At 68.0% G+C, this 17,382-nt stretch carries 17 protein-coding genes; 7 read left to right on the plus strand and 10 right to left on the minus strand.

All coding sequences use genetic code 11. From position 1 onward, the window contains the following. Nucleotides 1-85 precede the first annotated feature (85 nt). From MLG87_RS02820 to MLG87_RS02835, 4 genes are read left to right on the plus strand one after another with little or no spacing between them, the layout of a single operon-like run. The gene (locus tag MLG87_RS02820; RefSeq protein WP_243293698.1) at nt 86-511 is read left to right on the plus strand and encodes a LiaI-LiaF-like domain-containing protein; all 426 of its coding nucleotides are present in this window, start codon (nt 86-88) and stop codon (nt 509-511) included. Beyond that, nucleotides 508-1,218 carry a LiaF transmembrane domain-containing protein gene (locus tag MLG87_RS02825; protein ID WP_243293699.1) on the plus strand — a complete coding sequence of 237 codons (711 nt, stop codon included), beginning with the start codon at nt 508-510 and terminating at the stop codon, nt 1,216-1,218. The genes MLG87_RS02820 and MLG87_RS02825 overlap by 4 nt, the downstream gene beginning before the upstream one ends. After that, nucleotides 1,218-2,282, plus strand: coding sequence for a sensor histidine kinase (locus MLG87_RS02830; protein WP_243293700.1), 1,065 nt, complete (start codon nt 1,218-1,220; stop codon nt 2,280-2,282). Before MLG87_RS02825 ends, MLG87_RS02830 begins: the two co-directional genes overlap by 1 nt. Then, on the plus strand, nt 2,279-3,034 hold the full coding sequence (locus MLG87_RS02835; protein ID WP_243293701.1) for a LytR/AlgR family response regulator transcription factor: 756 nt from the start codon (nt 2,279-2,281) through the stop codon (nt 3,032-3,034). Before MLG87_RS02830 ends, MLG87_RS02835 begins: the two co-directional genes overlap by 4 nt. 13 nt (nt 3,035-3,047) lie before the next feature. On the opposite strand, the gene MLG87_RS02840 is transcribed toward MLG87_RS02835, so the two are convergent. From MLG87_RS02840 to MLG87_RS02860, 5 genes are all read right to left on the minus strand, one after another. Further along, the gene (locus MLG87_RS02840; protein WP_243293702.1) at nt 3,048-3,272 is read right to left on the minus strand and encodes a hypothetical protein; all 225 of its coding nucleotides are present in this window, start codon (nt 3,270-3,272) and stop codon (nt 3,048-3,050) included. 7 nt (nt 3,273-3,279) lie between these two features. Beyond that, nucleotides 3,280-4,461 carry an SCP2 sterol-binding domain-containing protein gene (locus tag MLG87_RS02845; protein ID WP_243293703.1) on the minus strand — a complete coding sequence of 394 codons (1,182 nt, stop codon included), beginning with the start codon at nt 4,459-4,461 and terminating at the stop codon, nt 3,280-3,282. A 172-nt stretch (nt 4,462-4,633) separates the two neighbouring features. Then, nucleotides 4,634-5,944: a M56 family metallopeptidase gene (locus MLG87_RS02850; RefSeq protein WP_243293704.1), complete on the minus strand. Its 1,311-nt coding sequence runs from the start codon at nt 5,942-5,944 to the stop codon at nt 4,634-4,636. Then, the gene (locus MLG87_RS02855) at nt 5,941-6,327 is read right to left on the minus strand and encodes a BlaI/MecI/CopY family transcriptional regulator (protein ID WP_243293705.1); all 387 of its coding nucleotides are present in this window, start codon (nt 6,325-6,327) and stop codon (nt 5,941-5,943) included. Before MLG87_RS02855 ends, MLG87_RS02850 begins: the two co-directional genes overlap by 4 nt. 83 nt (nt 6,328-6,410) lie before the next feature. Then, nucleotides 6,411-7,574, minus strand: coding sequence for a hypothetical protein (locus MLG87_RS02860; protein ID WP_243293706.1), 1,164 nt, complete (start codon nt 7,572-7,574; stop codon nt 6,411-6,413). A gap of 133 nt (nt 7,575-7,707) precedes the next feature. Here MLG87_RS02860 and MLG87_RS02865 point away from each other — a divergent pair, with 133 nt between their 5' ends. Further along, nucleotides 7,708-9,204, plus strand: a complete 1,497-nt coding sequence (locus tag MLG87_RS02865; RefSeq protein ID WP_243293707.1) for a Ppx/GppA phosphatase family protein — start codon at nt 7,708-7,710, stop codon at nt 9,202-9,204. A gap of 7 nt (nt 9,205-9,211) precedes the next feature. After that, on the plus strand, nt 9,212-10,411 hold the full coding sequence (locus MLG87_RS02870; protein ID WP_243293708.1) for a LeuA family protein: 1,200 nt from the start codon (nt 9,212-9,214) through the stop codon (nt 10,409-10,411). Here MLG87_RS02870 and MLG87_RS02875 read toward each other — a convergent pair. The 5 genes from MLG87_RS02875 to MLG87_RS02895 form a co-directional block, all read right to left on the minus strand. After that, complete coding sequence (locus MLG87_RS02875; RefSeq protein ID WP_243293709.1) at nt 10,380-11,672, minus strand: NAD(P)/FAD-dependent oxidoreductase; 1,293 nt, start codon at nt 11,670-11,672, stop codon at nt 10,380-10,382. The genes MLG87_RS02870 and MLG87_RS02875 overlap by 32 nt on opposite strands. Before the next feature lie 6 nt (nt 11,673-11,678). Further along, a complete protein-coding gene (locus MLG87_RS02880; RefSeq protein ID WP_243293710.1) occupies nt 11,679-11,987 on the minus strand; it encodes a cupin domain-containing protein in 309 nt (102 codons plus the stop codon). A 24-nt stretch (nt 11,988-12,011) separates the two neighbouring features. Then, a complete protein-coding gene (locus tag MLG87_RS02885) occupies nt 12,012-14,300 on the minus strand; it encodes a nitric-oxide reductase large subunit (RefSeq protein WP_243293711.1) in 2,289 nt (762 codons plus the stop codon). A gap of 120 nt (nt 14,301-14,420) precedes the next feature. Beyond that, nucleotides 14,421-15,101: a biotin--[acetyl-CoA-carboxylase] ligase gene (locus tag MLG87_RS02890; RefSeq protein WP_243293712.1), complete on the minus strand. Its 681-nt coding sequence runs from the start codon at nt 15,099-15,101 to the stop codon at nt 14,421-14,423. Between the two features lies 1 nt (nt 15,102). Beyond that, complete coding sequence (locus MLG87_RS02895) at nt 15,103-15,897, minus strand: type III pantothenate kinase (RefSeq protein ID WP_243286156.1); 795 nt, start codon at nt 15,895-15,897, stop codon at nt 15,103-15,105. Between the two features lie 109 nt (nt 15,898-16,006). Here MLG87_RS02895 and MLG87_RS02900 point away from each other — a divergent pair, with 109 nt between their 5' ends. Further along, nucleotides 16,007-17,377 (plus strand): tryptophanase, encoded by a 1,371-nt coding sequence (locus MLG87_RS02900; protein WP_243293713.1) that lies wholly within the window; start codon nt 16,007-16,009, stop codon nt 17,375-17,377. Nucleotides 17,378-17,382: the final 5 nt, after the last annotated feature.

A 17,382-nucleotide genomic window follows, 5' to 3' on the forward strand; every position in this document is an offset into this window, starting at 1 on the left:
ACAGCCCCTGGTGGTGGCTGGCCCTGTGGCTGCCCACACTCGCCTTCAGCTTCTCCGCGGGTTCCGGCCGAAAGGAGCGCCACCCATGAACGTCCAGGAACGCCCCCCTGTCTTTTCCGTGAAATTGGTCCTCGGCCTGGTGGTCATCGCGACAGGTTTGATCCTCCTGGTGGACAGCCTCCACTGGTTCGACGCCTGGCACCTGCTGGCCTGGTGGCCGCTGGCGGTGGCCGCTGTGGGTCTCGCCCGTCTGGCCCAGGATGGCCCCCTCAGCCTCCGCGGCCACATCTGGCTGGGCTTCGCCGTCGCGGGTTTCATCTCCCAGTTCGGCCCCTGGGGGCTTCTGGAGCGCTGGTGGCCGGCCTTCCTGGTTTGGGGCGGCCTCATCGTCACGCTCCGCGCCCTGTTTCCCCAATGGAGCCCACCGCCGCGCTGCAGGCGCCGCCGGCCGTCGCCATCCGAGCCCGATTCCTGTGATCCTGATTCCGGATCCACGCAGGTGAACCCATGAACGCCCCCGACGACACCCGGACGCCGAGTCCGTTCAGCCCCAAGCTGGTGCTGGGCGTCGCCATCATCGTGGCGGGCCTCGTGCTCACCCTGGACAACCTCGGCCTCGTCCAGGCCCACACCCTCTTCAAGCTCTGGCCGCTGGCGCTGGTGGCCGTAGGCATCGCCAAGATCCGCCAGGACCGGCAGAGCAGCAGCACCGGCGGATGGTTCCTCGTGCTGGGCGGCGCCTTCCTGCTGCTCTTCACCTTCGGCCACGGCCACCTGGCGGATGCGCTTGGCCCCATGCTGGTGGTGGGCCTTGGCATCCTCATCGTCACCAAGGCCCTCAAGCAGAGCCGCGGCATCCCGCCCGAGCTGGCCCGCTCCGACGACTTCCTCCAGGGCACGGCCATCTTCGGCGGCTTCAAGCGGCGCGTGGCCACCCAGGCCTTCAAGGGAGGCGAACTGACGGCCATCTTCGGTGGCTACGAGGTGGATCTCCGCCAGGCCGCCATCGAGAACGGCCAGGCCCGCATCGATGTCTTCGTGCTCTTCGGCGGGGGGGAGATCCGTGTGCCGGACGGCTGGGAGGTGGTCCATCGTGCCACGGCCATCGCCGGCGCCCTCAACGACGGCACCCATCACGGGCCCGCCCCCGTGGAAGGCCGCCCCCGGCTGGTGATCACAGGGCTGATTCTCTTCGGCGGGACCGAGGTCAAGAGCTGATGCATCCCCTCCTGGCCAACCGGGCGCGTCTGGGGGCCTACCTCCTGGGGTGGGCCCCCATCGCCCTGCTGCTGATGGGGATCGCCCGGACCCAGAACTGGAGCTGGGCGGAGGGCGCCGCCCTGGCCCTGCCCCTCTGCCTGATCGCGGCCTTCCTCTTCCTGTCCGCCTGGTTTCTCTGCCGGGCGCTCCCGCTCGGCCAGCGGGTGGAGGCGCTGGGCTCCCACGGGGCGGCCTGGGGCCTGGCGGCCGTGCTCATGGGTAGCATCTGGGCGGGGCTGGCCTGGCTGCTGGCTCGGGTCCTGGCCTGGATCCCCGGCCTCGGCGCCCTGCCCCGCCACGTGGACATCGCCCTGCCCGTGCTCACGGGCCTGGGCATCCTGCTCTACCTGGCCTCCGTGGCCCTCAGCTACCTCATGCTGGCTCAGGAACGCGCCCTGGAAGCCGAACGGAAAGGCGCCGAGCTCCAAATACTCGCCCAGGAGTCAGAGCTGAAGGCCCTGCGGGCCCAGCTCAATCCCCACTTCCTGTTCAACAGCCTGAATTCCCTGTCGGCGCTGACCGCCGTGGATCCCGCCCGGGCGCGGGAGATGTGCGTGCTGCTTTCGGATTTCCTCCGGCGCAGCCTGGGCCTGGGAGAGCGCCGCCAGGTGGCATTGCGAGAGGAACTCGACCTGGCGCGGGCCTACCTGGCCATCGAGCAGATCCGCTTCGGCACCCGGCTGAAGCTCGACTGGCGCATCGATCCCGCCGCCGAGCCGGCCCTCCTCCCCACCCTGCTGCTGCAGCCGCTGGTGGAGAACGCCATCAAGCACGGCATCGCGGCCCTGCCCGAGGGCGGCACCCTGGCCGTGGCCGCGGAGGTGGTGGAAGGGCACGTCCTGCTGAAGGTGGATAATCCACTGGATGCCGACGCTCCGGTCCCCCAGGGGCTGGGGCTCGGGTTGCGCCAGGTCCGCCAGCGCCTGCTGGGCCGCTTCGGGAACCGGGCCCGGTTCGAAGCCACGGCCCAGGACGGCCTCCACCGCGTCACGCTGGTCTTCCCTCTGGAGATGGAACCATGAAAGCCCTGATCATCGACGACGAGGATCTCGCGCGTTCCGTCGTGCGCGAGCATCTGGCCGCCCACCCCGACGTGGAGGTGGTGGGTGAATGCGCCAACGGCTTCGAGGCCCTGAAGGCCGCGGCCGAGCATCACCCCGACCTTGTCTTCCTGGACATCCAGATGCCCAAGCTGGATGGATTCGAAGTCCTGGAGCTCCTGGAGGCGGAAGGGAAGCGTCCTGCCGTGGTCTTCGTCACCGCCTACGACCAGCACGCCATGCGCGCCTTCGAATCCCATGCGGTGGACTACCTGCTGAAGCCCTTCTCGAAGGAGCGCTTCGACGCGGCCCTGGCCAAGGCCCGGGCCCTGCAGGCGACCCAGCCCGCGGCTCCCACCCCGTCCGCGACGGACCTCGCCGCGGCGGCGCGCCAGGGGAAGCCCCTGGAGCGCATCGTGGTGAAGGACGGCCCGAAGGTGACGGTGGTCCACCTCGACCGCCTGGATTGGATCCAGGCTCAGGACGACTACGTGCTCCTCCGCACCGAGGGCCGGAGCCTGCTCAAGCAGCAGACCCTGGCCAACCTTGAATCCCAACTCGATCCGAACCGCTTCATCCGCATCCACCGCAGCTACATCCTGAACCTCGACCGCCTCGTGCGGGTTGAGCAGGACAGCAAGGAGCACCGGGACGCGATCCTCCGCGACGGCACGACCCTCCCCATCAGCCGCGCGGGCTACCAGCGGCTGCGAACCCTGTGGGAAGGGGCCTGAAAGCGACAGACCCTTACACCGCTCCGTGCAGGCGGCAGGGGTGGTGATGGCAGTGCCCGCAGCGTCCTTCGCAGGGCAGCCCCGGCGCCAGATCCTCCTCATGGTCGATCGCGCCCTTCACGCTGGGCTTGGGAGCGGGCAACGGCACGATGCACTTGGCCACGCGGATGGTCTCCGCAGCCGCCTTCCCGGGCCTGGGGGCCGGGGACTTCTTGCGGGAAGGGGCGGCGGGGGTCATGGAAGGCTCAGGCTTCGGGGCGCTTGAAGCTCTTCGCGACCTTCTGCATGAGCAGAGGGTCGCCCTCGATCTGGATCTTGCCGGTCATGAAAGCCTCCTGGGCGTTCAGCGTTCCGGTGCTCATGGCAATGAAGTCGTCGGCCTTGGCTTTCAGGAGCGTATCACAGGGTTTCATCAGCCGGGGGAACACCATGCAGGCGCCATTCCGGATGAAAAGCGTGTAGCCCAGGTCATCAATCTGGTAACCCACGGCCGCTTCAAGATCTCCGGCTTTTTCGGCGTTGAAACGCTCAGGCATGGACTCCAGGAGCGCCTCCGCCGGGTTCACGGCGGCCTCGAAGTGGGCCGTGTAGGACGCCACCTGGCTCACGTCCCCCTTCACCGTGATGGCGCCTCCGAGAAGGGCCGCCACCAGGTTCAGCTTGCCGACATTGAGGGCCGCGAAGTCCGCGTCGGAGATGCCCAGGGCCGCGCCGCCCTCCACCTCTCCCGGCCGCACGGAGAGCCCCTCGGGGCTGAAGTCCAGGCGGTAGGGCACGCCGTCCACCTTCACTTCCATGGTGCCGGTGGCGCCGCCCTTGTAGCGCTTGCGCAGCGTGGCCAGGGCCTTGCCGCCGGGCGTGTCCGGGAAGGTGATCTCGGGCTCCTGGGACCAGGCCTTCCAGGCCTTGCGAAGGACGGCCATGTCGCCGGAGAAGCGAAGCTGACCGCCCAGAAGGGCCGGTCCGGGGTCCGAAATGCCGCAGACCAGGGCGCGCACGGCCGCTTCGTCGCCGGCCACTTCGGCGCCGTCGCCCCAGGTATCACCGCCCACGGTCACCTTGATCCCGGCCCCGGCCAGTGCCAGCCGCGCCGGCACGAGATCCTTCAGGGGCTTCACCGGCCCGCTTTCCTTCTGGGGCTTCTTGAAGAACTTCGGGAATTTCTGGAGCAGGCCCAGGTCGCCGGTGCCCTTGAGCTTGCCGGTCATGAAGGCCTGCATGGGATCGAGCTTGCCTTCGTTCAGGGCGATCCAGTCCTCGGCGCCGATCACCACCACGGAGGTGGCGTCCGGCTTGGCCTCGCGGGCCAGGGAGAACACGCCGTTGTCGATGCGGCAGGTGTAGTCGCCGCCGCCTTCACCCGTCACCTGGTAGTAGACGGAGACCGTGAGCCCCTGTGCCTTCTCGGGCAGGAAGAGTTCAGGCATGAGCGCAAAGATGCCATCCACCGTCAAAGCCATTTGATCACCTCGGAATGTGGGATCGAGCATGGCCGGGGCCTTGAACTTCATGCAACGGTTACCAGAGGTCAAGCTCCGCCATGCCATTCTCGCGACGCAAAAGGGGCCGGATGGCCCCCTTTGCGTCCTGGCGAAAGCTTCACTTCAGACGGAACGGCATGGTGAGCTTGAACCTTGCGGGTACGGGTTTGCCCTTCACCTTGGCGGGTTCGAATTCCCAGGTCCTGGCATAGCCCACGGCGCAGGCATGCAGCTCGGACGGGCCCGAGATGGCCTTGGCGTCCTGAACCTTGCCTCGGGCATCGATGGTGACGACCACCACGACGGTGCCCTGGATGCGCTGGGCCTTGGCTTCGGACGGATAGGCGGGAGCTTCGGGCTGATGCTTGACCTTGATCTGCTTCCATTCCATCTCCACCGGGGAGGCTGGCGAGGCCATCGGGGTGTCGGTGGCGGATAGTGTGCTGAGGCCCAGTCCGGTCGCCAGCACCAGGGCGGGCAGGAGCGCCACCAGGGGTGGGATCGGGGTGGATGTGAAGCGGGGGCGCAGGATGCGCTGAATGCGAGACATGAGCTTGCCTCCACTGGCCGCAGGAGCCAGATCGGGAATCAGGTTCGAATGGGATCGGAGTTCCTCCAGCCCGAGAAGGGCAGAGGCGTAGAGGATCGGATCGCCGCAGGTACGCACGGCCGCATCGTCGCAGCAGTGCTCACGCTCCTGGCGAATGCGCCGGGAGAGCCGCCAGACGGCAGGGTGATAGAACAGCAGCGCTTCCGCGAGGGTCTGGATGAGGTTCGCGAGGAAATCAACCCGTCGAACATGGGCCAGTTCGTGAGCCAAGAGGGCTTCCAGAGCTTCGGGAGACAGAGCCAGCAGGGCCGCAGCCGGAACAAGCACCACGGGTTTCAGCCAGCCCAGCACCACCAGCGAGTCCACCCGGTCGGACAACCCAAGACGGACCGGAATCCGCACATGGGCGCGAACCTTCAGGACCTCGAACCGCCCCAGCCACTCGGCGGGTGGCGGCTGGAGGCTGCCAAGACAGGGCCCGTAGAGCCAAGTCACGGCTTGTCCCACCTGCACGAGGCGGAGGCTGAATCCCAAGAACCAGGCCAGGAACAGCCAAGGGATCCAGAGACCGAAAATGCCGTGCAGCCGGAACATCCAGCCCCCGAAGCGGCCTCCCTCGTCCATGGGAGCGATCAGGACAGGATCGTTCGTGGGTAGGGAATCGCCGCCGATCAAGATCCAGACCAAGGTTCCCGCGAAGGCGAGAACCAGCAGGCCGAGGGTCGCGAATGCGATGGCGTAGCGGAGTTCCGCGGAGCCTCGCCGTCCCAGCCAGAGTGCTGCCTCCGCGAGCAGGGCGAGCAGGGCGCCCTGCCAGAGGCTGTGGAGCAATGTCCAGCCCATGGCCTGCATCAAGGGGGAGGATGAAAGGTCGATCATCGGACCCTCCCCTTCACGTCATTCAACAGCTTGCGGATGTCCTCCAGCTCCTCGGCCGAGGCGGGCTCGGCTTCGAGGGCCTGGAGGACGAGCTCCCGACGGCTGCCTGCGAAGGCCTTCTGCAGAAGTTCCTTCAACAGGCAACGCTGGGTTTCGGCTTCCCCCTGGAGGGCCTGGTAGGTGTGGGAACGCGCGCGTTCGTCCCGGATCACCAGGCCCTTCTCCACCATGATCTGCATGAGCTTCAGCACGGTGGTGTAGCCCATGTCCCGGTCCTTCGACAACTCGGTGTGCACATCCCGAACCGTCGAAGGTCCCCGCGACCACAGGACCCTGAGGATGGCGAGCTCACCATCGGAAGGGCGGATGGGCGCGATGGACATGATGTCTCCAGAGAGGTCTGGAGATAACATACGAACCGATTCGTAGGATGTCAACGAATCGGTTCGTACTTTTTTTGGAGGTCCTACCGGAGGGTCTGCACCAGGAGCTTCACACCCTTTCGGGTGGTGTCGATGTCCAGGGGTAGGGCCTTCCCCGGAGTTGAGTCCTCGGCCCATTGCAGCAGGTACCTGGATCCGAACATCTGGATGCCCTGTCCGAAGCGGGCTTCCACGCCGTCGCTCAGGGGGAAGGCATAGCCTCCCGTGGCCGGTGCGACGGACCCCACGTGCCCCATGACATTCTGGCCCGCGCCCGCGACGGAATAGATCGTCACCCCCGTGGCCGCTGCCTTGGCCTTCAGCGACGCCTGCAGGAGGGTCATGTCCCTCGTGGCGAGGGTCGCGGATTCCGCGGGTCCGCCTGCGTCTCCCCGCTCGCGTCGGAAGGACTGGGTCATCGCCCGCTTCACCATGGGGTGGGTCATGTCATCCATCTCGCAGCGGGAGAAGACGACCAGATGCTTCTGGCCCGGCACCGCCGCCGCAAGGTCGAGGATCGACTCGAGGGCCTTGGATTCCCTGCCGATGGTCGCCAGCATGCCAGTCACGAAGGACGGGTTGTTGAGGTTGAGCCGGTCGAGGACGTTGACCCCGCGCTGGTCCACCGTTCCGCGGGCCCACCCCGGCGCTCCGCCCCGGAACCGGGCGAGCATCGCGTTCAGGGCCTCCTGGCCGGCATCGCCATCCGGCGAGTCCGTGAAGTCCGCCTTGAATCCCGCTCCCTGGAGGGTTTCCTTCGGAGTGCCGACCAGGCTTTCGGGCAGCAGGTCCGGAACCTTGGCCATGGCCTCGGCCCAGCGAGCCCGGTTGACCGAGAGGCCAGGCATGAGGGATTCCAGCGAGTCCTTGCCCCGGGCCACGATCAGGACGCGGTCCCCTAGGGGGACCTTCGTCAGGAAATCCGCCGCGGCCAGGAAGGCCGTGGTCCGGTGCCCGGTGTCCCGGATGGGCTCGAACACGAGGATCCAGGACTGGGAGGCCTCCGCTGTCTGGGCCGGGGTCTTCACCTGAACGATGGGTCTGGCCTTGCCATCCACCCGCACCTTGAAATCCTCGGCCTTGAGGTCGGCCACCACACCCCCACGCTCGTCGAGAGCCAGCACCCAGGCCTGCGTCCTGGCCGGAACAGGCTGACCTGCGACCAGCACCACTCCAAGGGTCAATCCGAGGCACCAACGGTGGAACATATGAGGCTCCTGATTTGGGGATGGATGGATCTTCATTAGATCATGGCGGCGAAGACCCGCGAACCGGCTGAGGATGCGTCACGTCCCCAAGAATCTTTTTGGTCGTGATGGCGGCCCGGACCACAATCGTTCCATGCGGATCGCGGCCGTGGACGTCGGGTCGAACTCCATCCACCTGGTGGTGGTGGAGGCGGATCCCATGGGCGGGCAGCAGATCCTGGCCCGGGAGAAGGCCATGGTGCGGCTGGCCCGGGGCGAAGCGACCTCCGGCGAGATCGGACCTGAGGCCTTCCAGGCGGGCCTCGACGCCCTGGCCCAGATGGCCAAGATCATCCGTGGCTTCGAGTGCGAGACCGTCATGGCCTGCGGCACGGCGGCCCTGCGCGACGCGAAGAACGCGCAGGCCTTCGTCTTGGAGGCGGAAAAGCTGGGCATCTCCATTCAGGTGATCTCCGGCGAGGAGGAGGCCCGGCTCATCCACCAGGCGGTCTCCCACGCCATCCCCTTCCCCCTGGAGCCCATCACCCTGGTGGACATCGGCGGGGGCAGCACGGAGCTGACCTGGGTGCAGGCGGGGCGCGTGGCCGCCAGCATCTCCCTGCCCTGGGGACTCCAGCGGCTGGCAGATGCCGCCCGGACCTCGGACCCTCCGTCCGCCCACGACCTCAAGCAGCTCCGGAAGATGATCCGCCGCATCCTGAAGAAGGCCCGCAAGGACCTGCCCACCGAGCTGCCAGAGCCCGCGCTCCTCCTCGGCACCTCCGGCACGCTAGAGGACCTCGCCCGGGGCTCGGACGACGGCCTGGGCTTCACGGCGGAGCAGCTCCGCGCCTACGCCCTGAAGCTCTGGCGGGCGGACGCGCAGCAGCGCATCGACCGCCTGGGCGTGGATCCCAAGCGGGCCGAGGTGCTGCACGTGGGCGCCATCTGGGCTCTGTCCCTGATGGAGTGGCTGGGCACACCGCCCCTGCGCCACCTCGCCGTGGGCCTGCGGGAAGGCATGATCTGGGAGGCCCTCCAGCATGGCGGCGCGGCCATCCCACCTCTGTCGGACCGCCGGCGGGCCTCCATCGAACAGCTGGCGGCGCGGCTGGACCCTGATCCCGGCCACAGCCGCCAGGTGGCCCGGCTGGCGGACCAGCTCTTCCTGGCCCTCCAGCCGCAATTCGAGCTGGGCGATACCGAGCGCCAGTGGCTGGCCTTCGCGGCGCGCCTCCACGACATCGGCTTCTCCCTCTCCGAGAAGAACCACCACAAGCACGGTGAATACCTGGTGCGGAACGCCACCCTTCCTGGTTTCTGGCCCGAGGAGATCGACCTGATGGCCCAGGTGGTGCGCTTCCACCGGGGGAAGCCGCCTCACCACGCCAGGCACGAGGCCTTCCGCGCCCTGCCGCCCTGGCGCCGCCAGGTCGTGCGCAAGCTGGCGGCCATTCTGCGAGGGGCCGACGCCCTCGATCGCCGCCGCCGGCAGGCGGTGCGGGATCTTTCCGTGGTCATCGACGACGAGTCGCTGAAGGTGCGACTGGGCGCCGCCGGTGACACGGAACCAGAGAGGGAGGCCTTCCTGGAGAAGGCCTCCCTCCTGGGCACCCTGCTGGACCGCAGGATCGAAGTCACCGTAGGCTGATTCCTCCATGACCCTCGACGAACTGATCAACGACTGGAACGGACCGCTGGCGGGAGGTCGCGTTCCAGTCCTGCTGGACGAGACCCTCCGTGACGGGCTCCAGAGCCCCTCAGTGCGCGATCCCGACATCGCCGCCAAGCGCGACCTCATCCATCGCCTGGCGCGCCTCGGCGTGGACGCGGTGGACCTGGGCATGCCCGGCGCCGGCCCCAAGGCCCTGGCCGCGGTGCGGGCCCTCATGGTGGAGATCCGGGACCACCGCCTGCCCATCCACCCCCAGGTGGCGGTGCGGACCATGGAAGCGGATCTTGCCCAGGTGGCCGAGATCCAGCAGCGCGTGGGCACCGCCCTGGAGGCCGGCGCCTTCCTGGGCTCCAGCCCCATCCGCATGGACGTGGAAGGCTGGGACCTGGCCTTCCTCGTGGACATGGCACGGAAGGCCGCCGCCTTCTGCCGCCGCCACGAGGTGCCCCTGATGATGGTGACCGAGGACAGCACCCGGGCCCGGCCCGACGTCCTGAAGGCCATCTACGGCGCCGCTCTGGAAGAAGGCGCCCAGTCCATCTGCCTGTCGGACACCTGCGGCCACGCCACGCCCGATGGCGCCCGGCGCCTTGTGCGCTTCATCAAGGACGAGGTCGTCAAGGACCGCTCCGTGCGCATCGACTGGCACGGCCACAACGACCGGGGCCTCGGCGTCGCCAACGCCATCGCCGCTTTCGAGGCCGGCGCGAATCGCCTGCACGGCACCATCCTGGGCATCGGCGAACGCTGCGGCAACGTGGCCCTGGATCAGCTCATGATCAATCTCCACCTCATGGGTTTCCCAAAGGGGGACCTCTCGGACCTGCCGGCCCTGGCGGAGCGCGTGGCGGAATTGTGCGACGTGGAGATCCCGGCCAACTATCCCGTGCTGGGCCGCGATGCCTTCCGCACGGGCACGGGCGTGCACGCGGCGGCCATCGTGAAGGCCCTCCACCGGGGCGATGTGGAGCTGGCGGACACGGTCTATTCCGGCGTCCCCGCCGCCCTGGTGGGCCGCCGCCAGGAGATCGAGATCGGCCCCATGGCCGGCCACAGCAACGTGGTCTACTGGCTGGAGCTCAACGGCTACGACCCCAGCCCCGACCGGGTGGAGCGCATCCTCCAGGCCGCCAAGAACAGCCCGCGGATCCTCAGCGAGGCGGAGATCCGGGCCGTGCTGTAGGAGCCCTCCTTCCGACGATGAGCCTGGCCCTGGGTTGAGTGGTCAGGTAGGCCCACAGCCACTCGAAGAAGACGAAGACGCGGCTGCGGAAATCCACGAGCAGCATGAGGTGGATGAAGAGCCAGGCCAGCCACGCCGGGTAGCCCGTGAAGCTCAGGCCGCCCACGCGGGCGACGGCGCGGCCGCGGCCCAGGGTCGCCATGCTGCCCTTGTCCCGGTAGCAGAAGGGCCGCCTGGGCTGGCCCGCCAGGGTGGCCAGGAGGTTGGCCGCGGCCCATTCCCCTTGCTGGATGGCCACGGGCGCCACGCCGGGCAGCGGGCCCCCGGTGCCATGGGTGAAGGCCGCCAGGTCGCCCACCGCGAAGACCTCGGGATGGCCCGGGAGGCTCAGGTCTGGCTCCACGATCACCCGCCCGACACGATCCACGGGAACGCCGAGGCCAGCGCCCAGGGGCACCGCGGCCACCCCCGCCGCCCAGAGCACCGTCCGCGTGGGGATGCGCTCCCCACCCAGCTGGACGGCCCGCTCGTCGATGCCGGTGATGGGCTGGCCCAGGCGCACCTCGACACCGATGCGCTCGAGGCTCTCCACGGCCTTCTCGGACAGCCCGGAACCCAGGTTGGCCAGGATGGCCGGCCCCGCCTCCACCAGAATGACCCGGGCGCGATCCGTGCGGATCCGCCGGAACTCCCGCGGCAGGGTCAGCCGGGCCATCTCCTTCAGCGTGCCGGCCAGCTCCACGCCCGTGGGGCCGCCTCCGACGACGACGAAGGTCAGCCACTCGCGGCGGAGTTCTGGATCCTCCTCCTGCTCCGCCTGCTCGAAGCTGAGCAGGAAGCGCCTGCGGATCTCCAGGGCGTCCTCCAGGGTCTTGAGGCCCGGGGCAAGGCCTGCCCAGGCATCCCGTCCGAAATACGAACTACGGGATCCCGCCGCGAGGACGAGGAAGTCATAGGGCAAGTTCCTCCCGTCCGCCAGGAGGACCCGCCGGGCGTCCAGCTCCACGGAAACGACCTCCCCGAGCACCACCTCGGCATTACCCTGCTCCCGGAGGATGTGGCGGATGGGGGCGGCGATGTCCGCCGGCGAAAGAGTGGCTGAGGCCACCTGGTAGAGGAGGGGTTGGAACAGGTGGTGGTTCTGGCGGTCCACCAGCACGATGCGGACCGCCGCGCCGGCGAGGGCCCGGGCGGCCCGCAGCCCCCCGAACCCGCCACCGACGATGAGGACCGTGGGCCGGTCGACCCCCTGATCCGCCACCGGCCTTCAGTCCCGCATGTGCGTCACGAGGACGTAGGAGGACTCGATTCCCGTGAGGGCGTGGGGCTGGTCCTTGTCGAAGACCACCCGGTCGCCAGGCGCCATGGGAATCCAGGTCTCGCCCTTGAGCACCTCGATGCGCCCGGTCAGGAGTTGGGCGGTGGCGACGTAGGGGGCCTTGTGCGGGGCGATCTTCACTCCACTGGGCAGGGCCACGAGAACCACTTTGACACCGTGATCCACGTCGATGAGCGGCAGGGTGGCCCGCTGCGATTCGGGCATGGGCAGCGCTTCCTGGAGGTTCGTGATGGGCATGGGGATCCTTTCGTCGCGGCTGGTTCAGGCCGCATCTTTCGGTTCAGGAGAGAAAACCAGCCGCAGGGTGGCGTAGGCGATGGGCAATGCGCCCGCGAGCAGGAAGACCGTGTCGGCCACGATGCGGATCCACTCCAGCGTGTGGAAGGCGCCACCCATGAGGTAGTCCAGGCGGCGGGCGTGCCAGTAGCCATGGGAGAGCACGTCCCAGAGCTGGATGACGCCACCGGGGAACAGGTCCAGGAGCAGCATCAGGCCCAGACCGATGTTGAGTCCCCAGAAGCCGAAGCGGATCGCCGGCTCCACGCGCTCCCAGGCGCGGCCGCCCTTGAGCTCCCGCAGGCAGAACACCAGCACGGCCAGGGCCAGCATCCCGAACACCCCGAACATGGCCGCATGTCCGTGATTGGCCGTGAGGGTGGTGCCGATCTCGAAGTAGGACACGATGGGCAGGTTGATGAGGAAGCCGAAGACGCCCGCCCCCACGAAGTTCCACACGCCCACGGCGATGAGGAACTTGATGGCCCAGCGCTGCCGCGCCGCCAGGGGCTTGCCGCAGTCCTCGCAGTTCTTGTCCTGCAGGCGGATGAAGTCCCAGGCGTCCAGCGTCAGCAGCGTGAGCGGCACCACCTCCAGGGCGGAGAAGCTGGCGGCCAGGCCCATGTTCAGGGTTCCCTGCCCCGTGAAGTACCAGTGGTGGCCGATGCCCATGATGCCGCCGGCCAGGTAGAGGATGGCATCGAGGTACACCAGCCGCGTGGCGGACTTCGAGGTCACGAGGCCCAGCTGGTAGAACATCACCGCCACCAGCACCGTGGCGAAGAGCTCGAAGAAGCCCTCCACCCAGAGGTGGATGATCCAGAAGCGCCAGTTGTCGATGACGGCGAAGTTGGTGCGGGGCCCGTAGAACAGGGCCGGAACATAGAAGAGCGGGATGGCGATGGCCGCGTAGAGGAAGAGGGTGGGCAGCTCCCCCTGCTCACCGCCCTTCATGGCCGGGCGCAGCGCCCGGAACATGAGGAAGAGCCAGAAGATGAGCCCCACGGCCAGCAGCAGCTGCCAGAAGCGGCCCAGGTCGAGGTACTCGCTTCCCTGATGACCCAGCCAGAACCACAGGCTGCCCAGGTAGCCGTTGATGCCCGCGAACTCGCCGAAGAGGCTGCCGAAGACCACGATGGCCAGGGCCCCGAGGAGCAGGAGGGCGCCCGCCTTCTGGCCCTTGGGCTCCGCGCCGCCCACGAGCGGCGCCAGGAAGAGGCCGCCGCCCACCCAGGCCGTGGCGATCCAGAAGATGGCTAGCTGCAGGTGCCAGGTTCGCGCCAGGTTGTAGGGCAGGATGCGAGCCAGGTCAAAGCCGTAGAACCCCCCGGGCTCGACGCGGTAGTGCGCCAGGGCCCCGCCCAGGGCCGCCTGGCCCAGGAACAGCAGGGCCACCACGGCGAAGAAGAGGCCCACCGCCTTCTGGCTTGGCGTGAGGGTCCAGGCGTGGAGCCGGCCCTCCTCCGCGTGCCTCCAGCCCGCCTCGCCGCCCCAGCCCAGGTAGTCGAACTTCCCGAAGATGAAGAGGATGAGGCCCAGGCCGCCCAGCAGCGCGATGAGGCTCATGGCGCTCCAGAGGTAGGTCGACGCCGTCGGGGTGTTGCCCACCAGCGGCTCATAGGGCCAGTTGTTGGTGTAGGAGTAGTCCTTGCCCGGACGCGGCGCCACGGTGGCCCAGGTGGCCCAGGCGAAGTAGGCCGTCAGGTTCCGCAGCTCCACCTCGTCCTGGATGAACTTCGCGGACAGGCCCACCGCGGGCTTGTCACCGGAGAAGTAGGCCTTCCACTCGGCGACCTGGGTGCGGTAAGCCGCCACTTCCGTGTCGGTGAATTGAAGGGTGTCCGTGGCCGGGTCATAGCGGTTCCGCTTGGTCTGCGCGGCCAGCAGGCCTCCGACCTCCAGGGCCCGGGCCGGATCCAGGTCCTTGAAGGTCTTGCCGTACCGGGCCTGGGCCAGGACGTCCCGCCCGATCTCCGCCTGCCGATGCAGGTATTCCGCCGTGTAGTCGGGGCCCAGGTAGGCGCCATGGCCCCAGAGGGTGCCGTGCTCCATGAGGCCGTATTTCAGGAAGACCTCCTGGCCGTCCTTGATGTCCTCCCCCGTGAAGAGGACCTGACCCGCCTCGCCCACGACGCGCGCTGGAATCGGGGGCGCGCCGGCGTAGGTCTTCGCCGTGACCCAGATCAGCAGGCTGAAGCCGAAGATCATCACGAGGATGACGGCCTGGCGCCAGCGGGGGGAAAGGGGTGTGGAATCCTGATGGGAACCGCTCATGACGCGCATCTCCTTGGTGGATCCGGAAAAACCCATCAAACAGTGCGCTCGAACGACACAATGCTCAAGCAGAATTCGGACACGGGGGTTCGAAACCAGGCTCCCAGCTTCTTCCTCGGATCAACTGCCCTGCCCCAGCCCCGTGACCTCACCCGCGCTGAGGCGCCGGATGCCTTCCGCCGTCGCCACCTTCAGGCGGCCGTCCGGCTCCCAGCCCAGGCACGTGCCCTGCCCGTCTTCCCAGCGGATGGAGACGCCGGCTTCGGGCCAGCGGAAAGGTGGTTGATAATTTTGAGCCAAATCATTCCACAATTTTGAGATATGAACCGCCAATTCACGCGCGGCTGGAAATTCCAGGCCCAGGTCGCGCAGGCAGGCAGGGGGGAAGGCCCGACCGGGGATCTCAGGAGCAGCGGTCAGGTTCACACCCAGGCCAAGAATCAGCCGGCCACCGATCTGCTCGCCCAGGATGCCACCCACCTTCATCAGGCGACCCGCTTTCCAGGCCACGAGATCGTTGGGCCACTTCAGGCCCAGGATCCTGCCCTCGGGGTCCAGCACCTGTGCAGCGGCGGCCATCGCCCGCTGGAGCACCAGGCCCGGGGCTACGCCGGCGCACGCGGGCAGAGCCGCGGATAGCCAGAGCCCGGCTCCCGCGGCGCTTTCCCAGCGGTTGCCCTGGCGACCCCGGCCTTCGGTCTGGCGGTCCGCCAGCACGGCGCAGAAACCCAGGTGGGGGTGCCGCCGGAGAAAGGCCTGGGTGGAATCCACCGAGGCCAAGTGGATCAGGGGCAGGTCCACGCTACTTCCGGCTGCCCTGGTTGCGGAGCCAGAGGATGCGCAGGCCATCCAGGGTGAGGTCCGGCGCCTCCAGGCGGATGTGCTGGGTATGGGGCCCGATCACCTTCGCCAGCCCGCCCGTGGACACCACCTTGGCCTCCGGACACTCGGCGAGCAGGCGATCCAGGATGCCATCCACCATGCCCACATAGCCGTAGAAGATGCCGGCCTGCATGGCCTGGACGGTGTTGCGGCCCACCAGCCGGTCGGGCTCGGCCACCTCCACCCGGGGCAGGCGGCTGGCCCGCTGGAAGAGCGCGTCGGCGCTGATCTTCAGGCCTGGGCAGATGAGGCCGCCCAGGTATTCCCGCTTGGCGTTCACCACATCGAAGGTGGTGGCCGTGCCGAAGTCCACGACGATGACCGGCGCCCCGTAGGCCTCGATGGCCGCCACCGCGTTCACCAGCCGGTCGGCGCCCAGTTCCGCGGGGTTGTCGATGAGGACCTTCACGCCGGTCTTCACCCCCGGCTCCACGTAGAAGGCGTCCACCCCGAAGTAGACCGAGGACAGGCTCATGAGGATGGGGTGCAGGGGCGGCACCACGCAGGAGATGGCCACGTGCTTGATCTGGCGGGCCTCGATGCCCTGGTGGCGCATGAGGGCCAGGGCCGAGACGCCGTACTCGTCCACCGTGCGCTCCCGGCTGGTGGCCAGGCGCCAGGAACAGACCAACGGGGAGTCGGGTCCCTTTGACAGATCGTAGATCCCCAACACCACGTTGGTGTTGCCCACATCGACGGCCAACAGAAGACTCATGCTCGCTCCGAACCATCTAGGATCGCCGGAGCCGCCCGCCCCCGCCAGCCCCTTGTGATGCCAATCCTCCGCGCCTCCATTACCCTGGGTGGTCTGCCCGGAGTCCACCATGCCCCGCACCCTGATCGAGCCGTTCCGCATCAAGTCCGTGGAGCCCATCCGCATGACCACGCCCCAGGAGCGGCTGGAGCTGCTGGAGGCCGCCAAGCTGAACGTGTTCAAGCTGCGGGCCGAAGATGTGCTGCTGGACTGGCTGACGGACTCCGGCACGGGCGCCATGAGCTCCGCCCAGTGGGGGGCCATCATGGTGGGCGACGAGAGTTATGCCGGAGCTCGCAGCTTCTTCCGGCTCGAAGCCGTGCTCCAGGACATCACGGGCATGGCCCACTTCGTCCCCACCCACCAGGGGCGCGCCGCCGAAAAGGTGCTCTTCACGGCCGTGTGCAAGAAGGGCGACCTGGTGCCCAACAACTGCCACTTCGACACCACCCGGGCCAACCTGGAATACAACGGCGTGGAGGCCGTGGACCTGGTCATCCCCGAGGGGCTCCAGCCCAGCCGGATCCACCCCTTCAAGGGCAACATCGACCTGCAGCGCGTGGAGGAGGCGCTGAAGAAGGACGGCCACCGCATCCCCTTCGGCATGATCACGGTGACCAACAACACCGGTGGTGGTCAGCCGGTGTCCATGGCGAACCTCCGGGCCTACTCGCAGCTGCTGAAGAAGTACGGCAAACCGCTGATCATGGACGTCTGCCGGTTCGCCGAGAACGCCATGTTCATCAAGCTGCGCGAGGACGGCTACCAGAACACACCCATCAAGGCCATCTGCCAGGAGATGTTCAGCTACGCCGACGGCTGCACCATGAGCGCCAAAAAGGACGGCATGGTGAACATCGGCGGGTTCATCATGCTCCGCAGCGACGAGTGGCTGGATCCCGTCCGCAACATGCTGATCCTCACCGAGGGCTTCCCCACCTACGGCGGCCTGGCGGGCCGCGACCTGGAGGCCCTGGCCGTGGGCCTGGAGGAAGGCATGGAGGAGTCCTACCTGCGCTACCGGCTGCGCACGGCGGAATACCTGGGCGAGAAGCTGGAGGCCGCGGGCGTGGGCTTCGTGAAGCCTACGGGCGGCCACGCGGTCTACATCGACGCCAAGACCGTGCTCCCGGACATGCCGGTGTCGCAGTACCCGGCCTGGGCCCTCTGCAACGCCCTCTACCTGGAAGGCGGCATCCGCGGCGTGGAGATCGGCTCTGTCATGTTCGGCAAGCACCTGGACGACGGCACCGAGACCTACCACAGCATGGAGCTGGTGCGCCTGGCTTTCCCGCGCCGCATGTACACCCAGAGCCACTTCGACTTCGCCGCCGAGGTCATCGCCGAAGTGAAGGCCAAGGCCAAGGAGATCCGTGGCGTGAAGATCGTCAAGCAGAGCAAGTACCTGCGCCACTTCACGGCCGAGATGGCCTGGGCCTAGGATTC

The sequence above is a fragment of the Geothrix mesophila genome (assembly GCF_022808835.1).
Taxonomy (GTDB): domain Bacteria; phylum Acidobacteriota; class Holophagae; order Holophagales; family Holophagaceae; genus Geothrix; species Geothrix paludis.

Coding starts and splice junctions, on each gene's coding strand:
- MLG87_RS02845 (WP_243293703.1), bottom strand. CDS start 4,461: ATGCCTGAACTCTTCCTGCCCGAGAAGGCACAGGGGCTCACGGTCTCC.
- MLG87_RS02860 (WP_243293706.1), bottom strand. CDS start 7,574: ATGTTCCACCGTTGGTGCCTCGGATTGACCCTTGGAGTGGTGCTGGTC.
- MLG87_RS02820 (WP_243293698.1), top strand. CDS start 86: ATGAACGTCCAGGAACGCCCCCCTGTCTTTTCCGTGAAATTGGTCCTC.
- MLG87_RS02900 (WP_243293713.1), top strand. CDS start 16,007: ATGCCCCGCACCCTGATCGAGCCGTTCCGCATCAAGTCCGTGGAGCCC.
- MLG87_RS02895 (WP_243286156.1), bottom strand. CDS start 15,897: ATGAGTCTTCTGTTGGCCGTCGATGTGGGCAACACCAACGTGGTGTTG.
- MLG87_RS02835 (WP_243293701.1), top strand. CDS start 2,279: ATGAAAGCCCTGATCATCGACGACGAGGATCTCGCGCGTTCCGTCGTG.
- MLG87_RS02880 (WP_243293710.1), bottom strand. CDS start 11,987: ATGCCCATCACGAACCTCCAGGAAGCGCTGCCCATGCCCGAATCGCAG.
- MLG87_RS02855 (WP_243293705.1), bottom strand. CDS start 6,327: ATGTCCATCGCGCCCATCCGCCCTTCCGATGGTGAGCTCGCCATCCTC.
- MLG87_RS02850 (WP_243293704.1), bottom strand. CDS start 5,944: ATGATCGACCTTTCATCCTCCCCCTTGATGCAGGCCATGGGCTGGACA.
- MLG87_RS02830 (WP_243293700.1), top strand. CDS start 1,218: ATGCATCCCCTCCTGGCCAACCGGGCGCGTCTGGGGGCCTACCTCCTG.
- MLG87_RS02870 (WP_243293708.1), top strand. CDS start 9,212: ATGACCCTCGACGAACTGATCAACGACTGGAACGGACCGCTGGCGGGA.
- MLG87_RS02825 (WP_243293699.1), top strand. CDS start 508: ATGAACGCCCCCGACGACACCCGGACGCCGAGTCCGTTCAGCCCCAAG.
- MLG87_RS02885 (WP_243293711.1), bottom strand. CDS start 14,300: ATGAGCGGTTCCCATCAGGATTCCACACCCCTTTCCCCCCGCTGGCGC.
- MLG87_RS02865 (WP_243293707.1), top strand. CDS start 7,708: ATGCGGATCGCGGCCGTGGACGTCGGGTCGAACTCCATCCACCTGGTG.
- MLG87_RS02840 (WP_243293702.1), bottom strand. CDS start 3,272: ATGACCCCCGCCGCCCCTTCCCGCAAGAAGTCCCCGGCCCCCAGGCCC.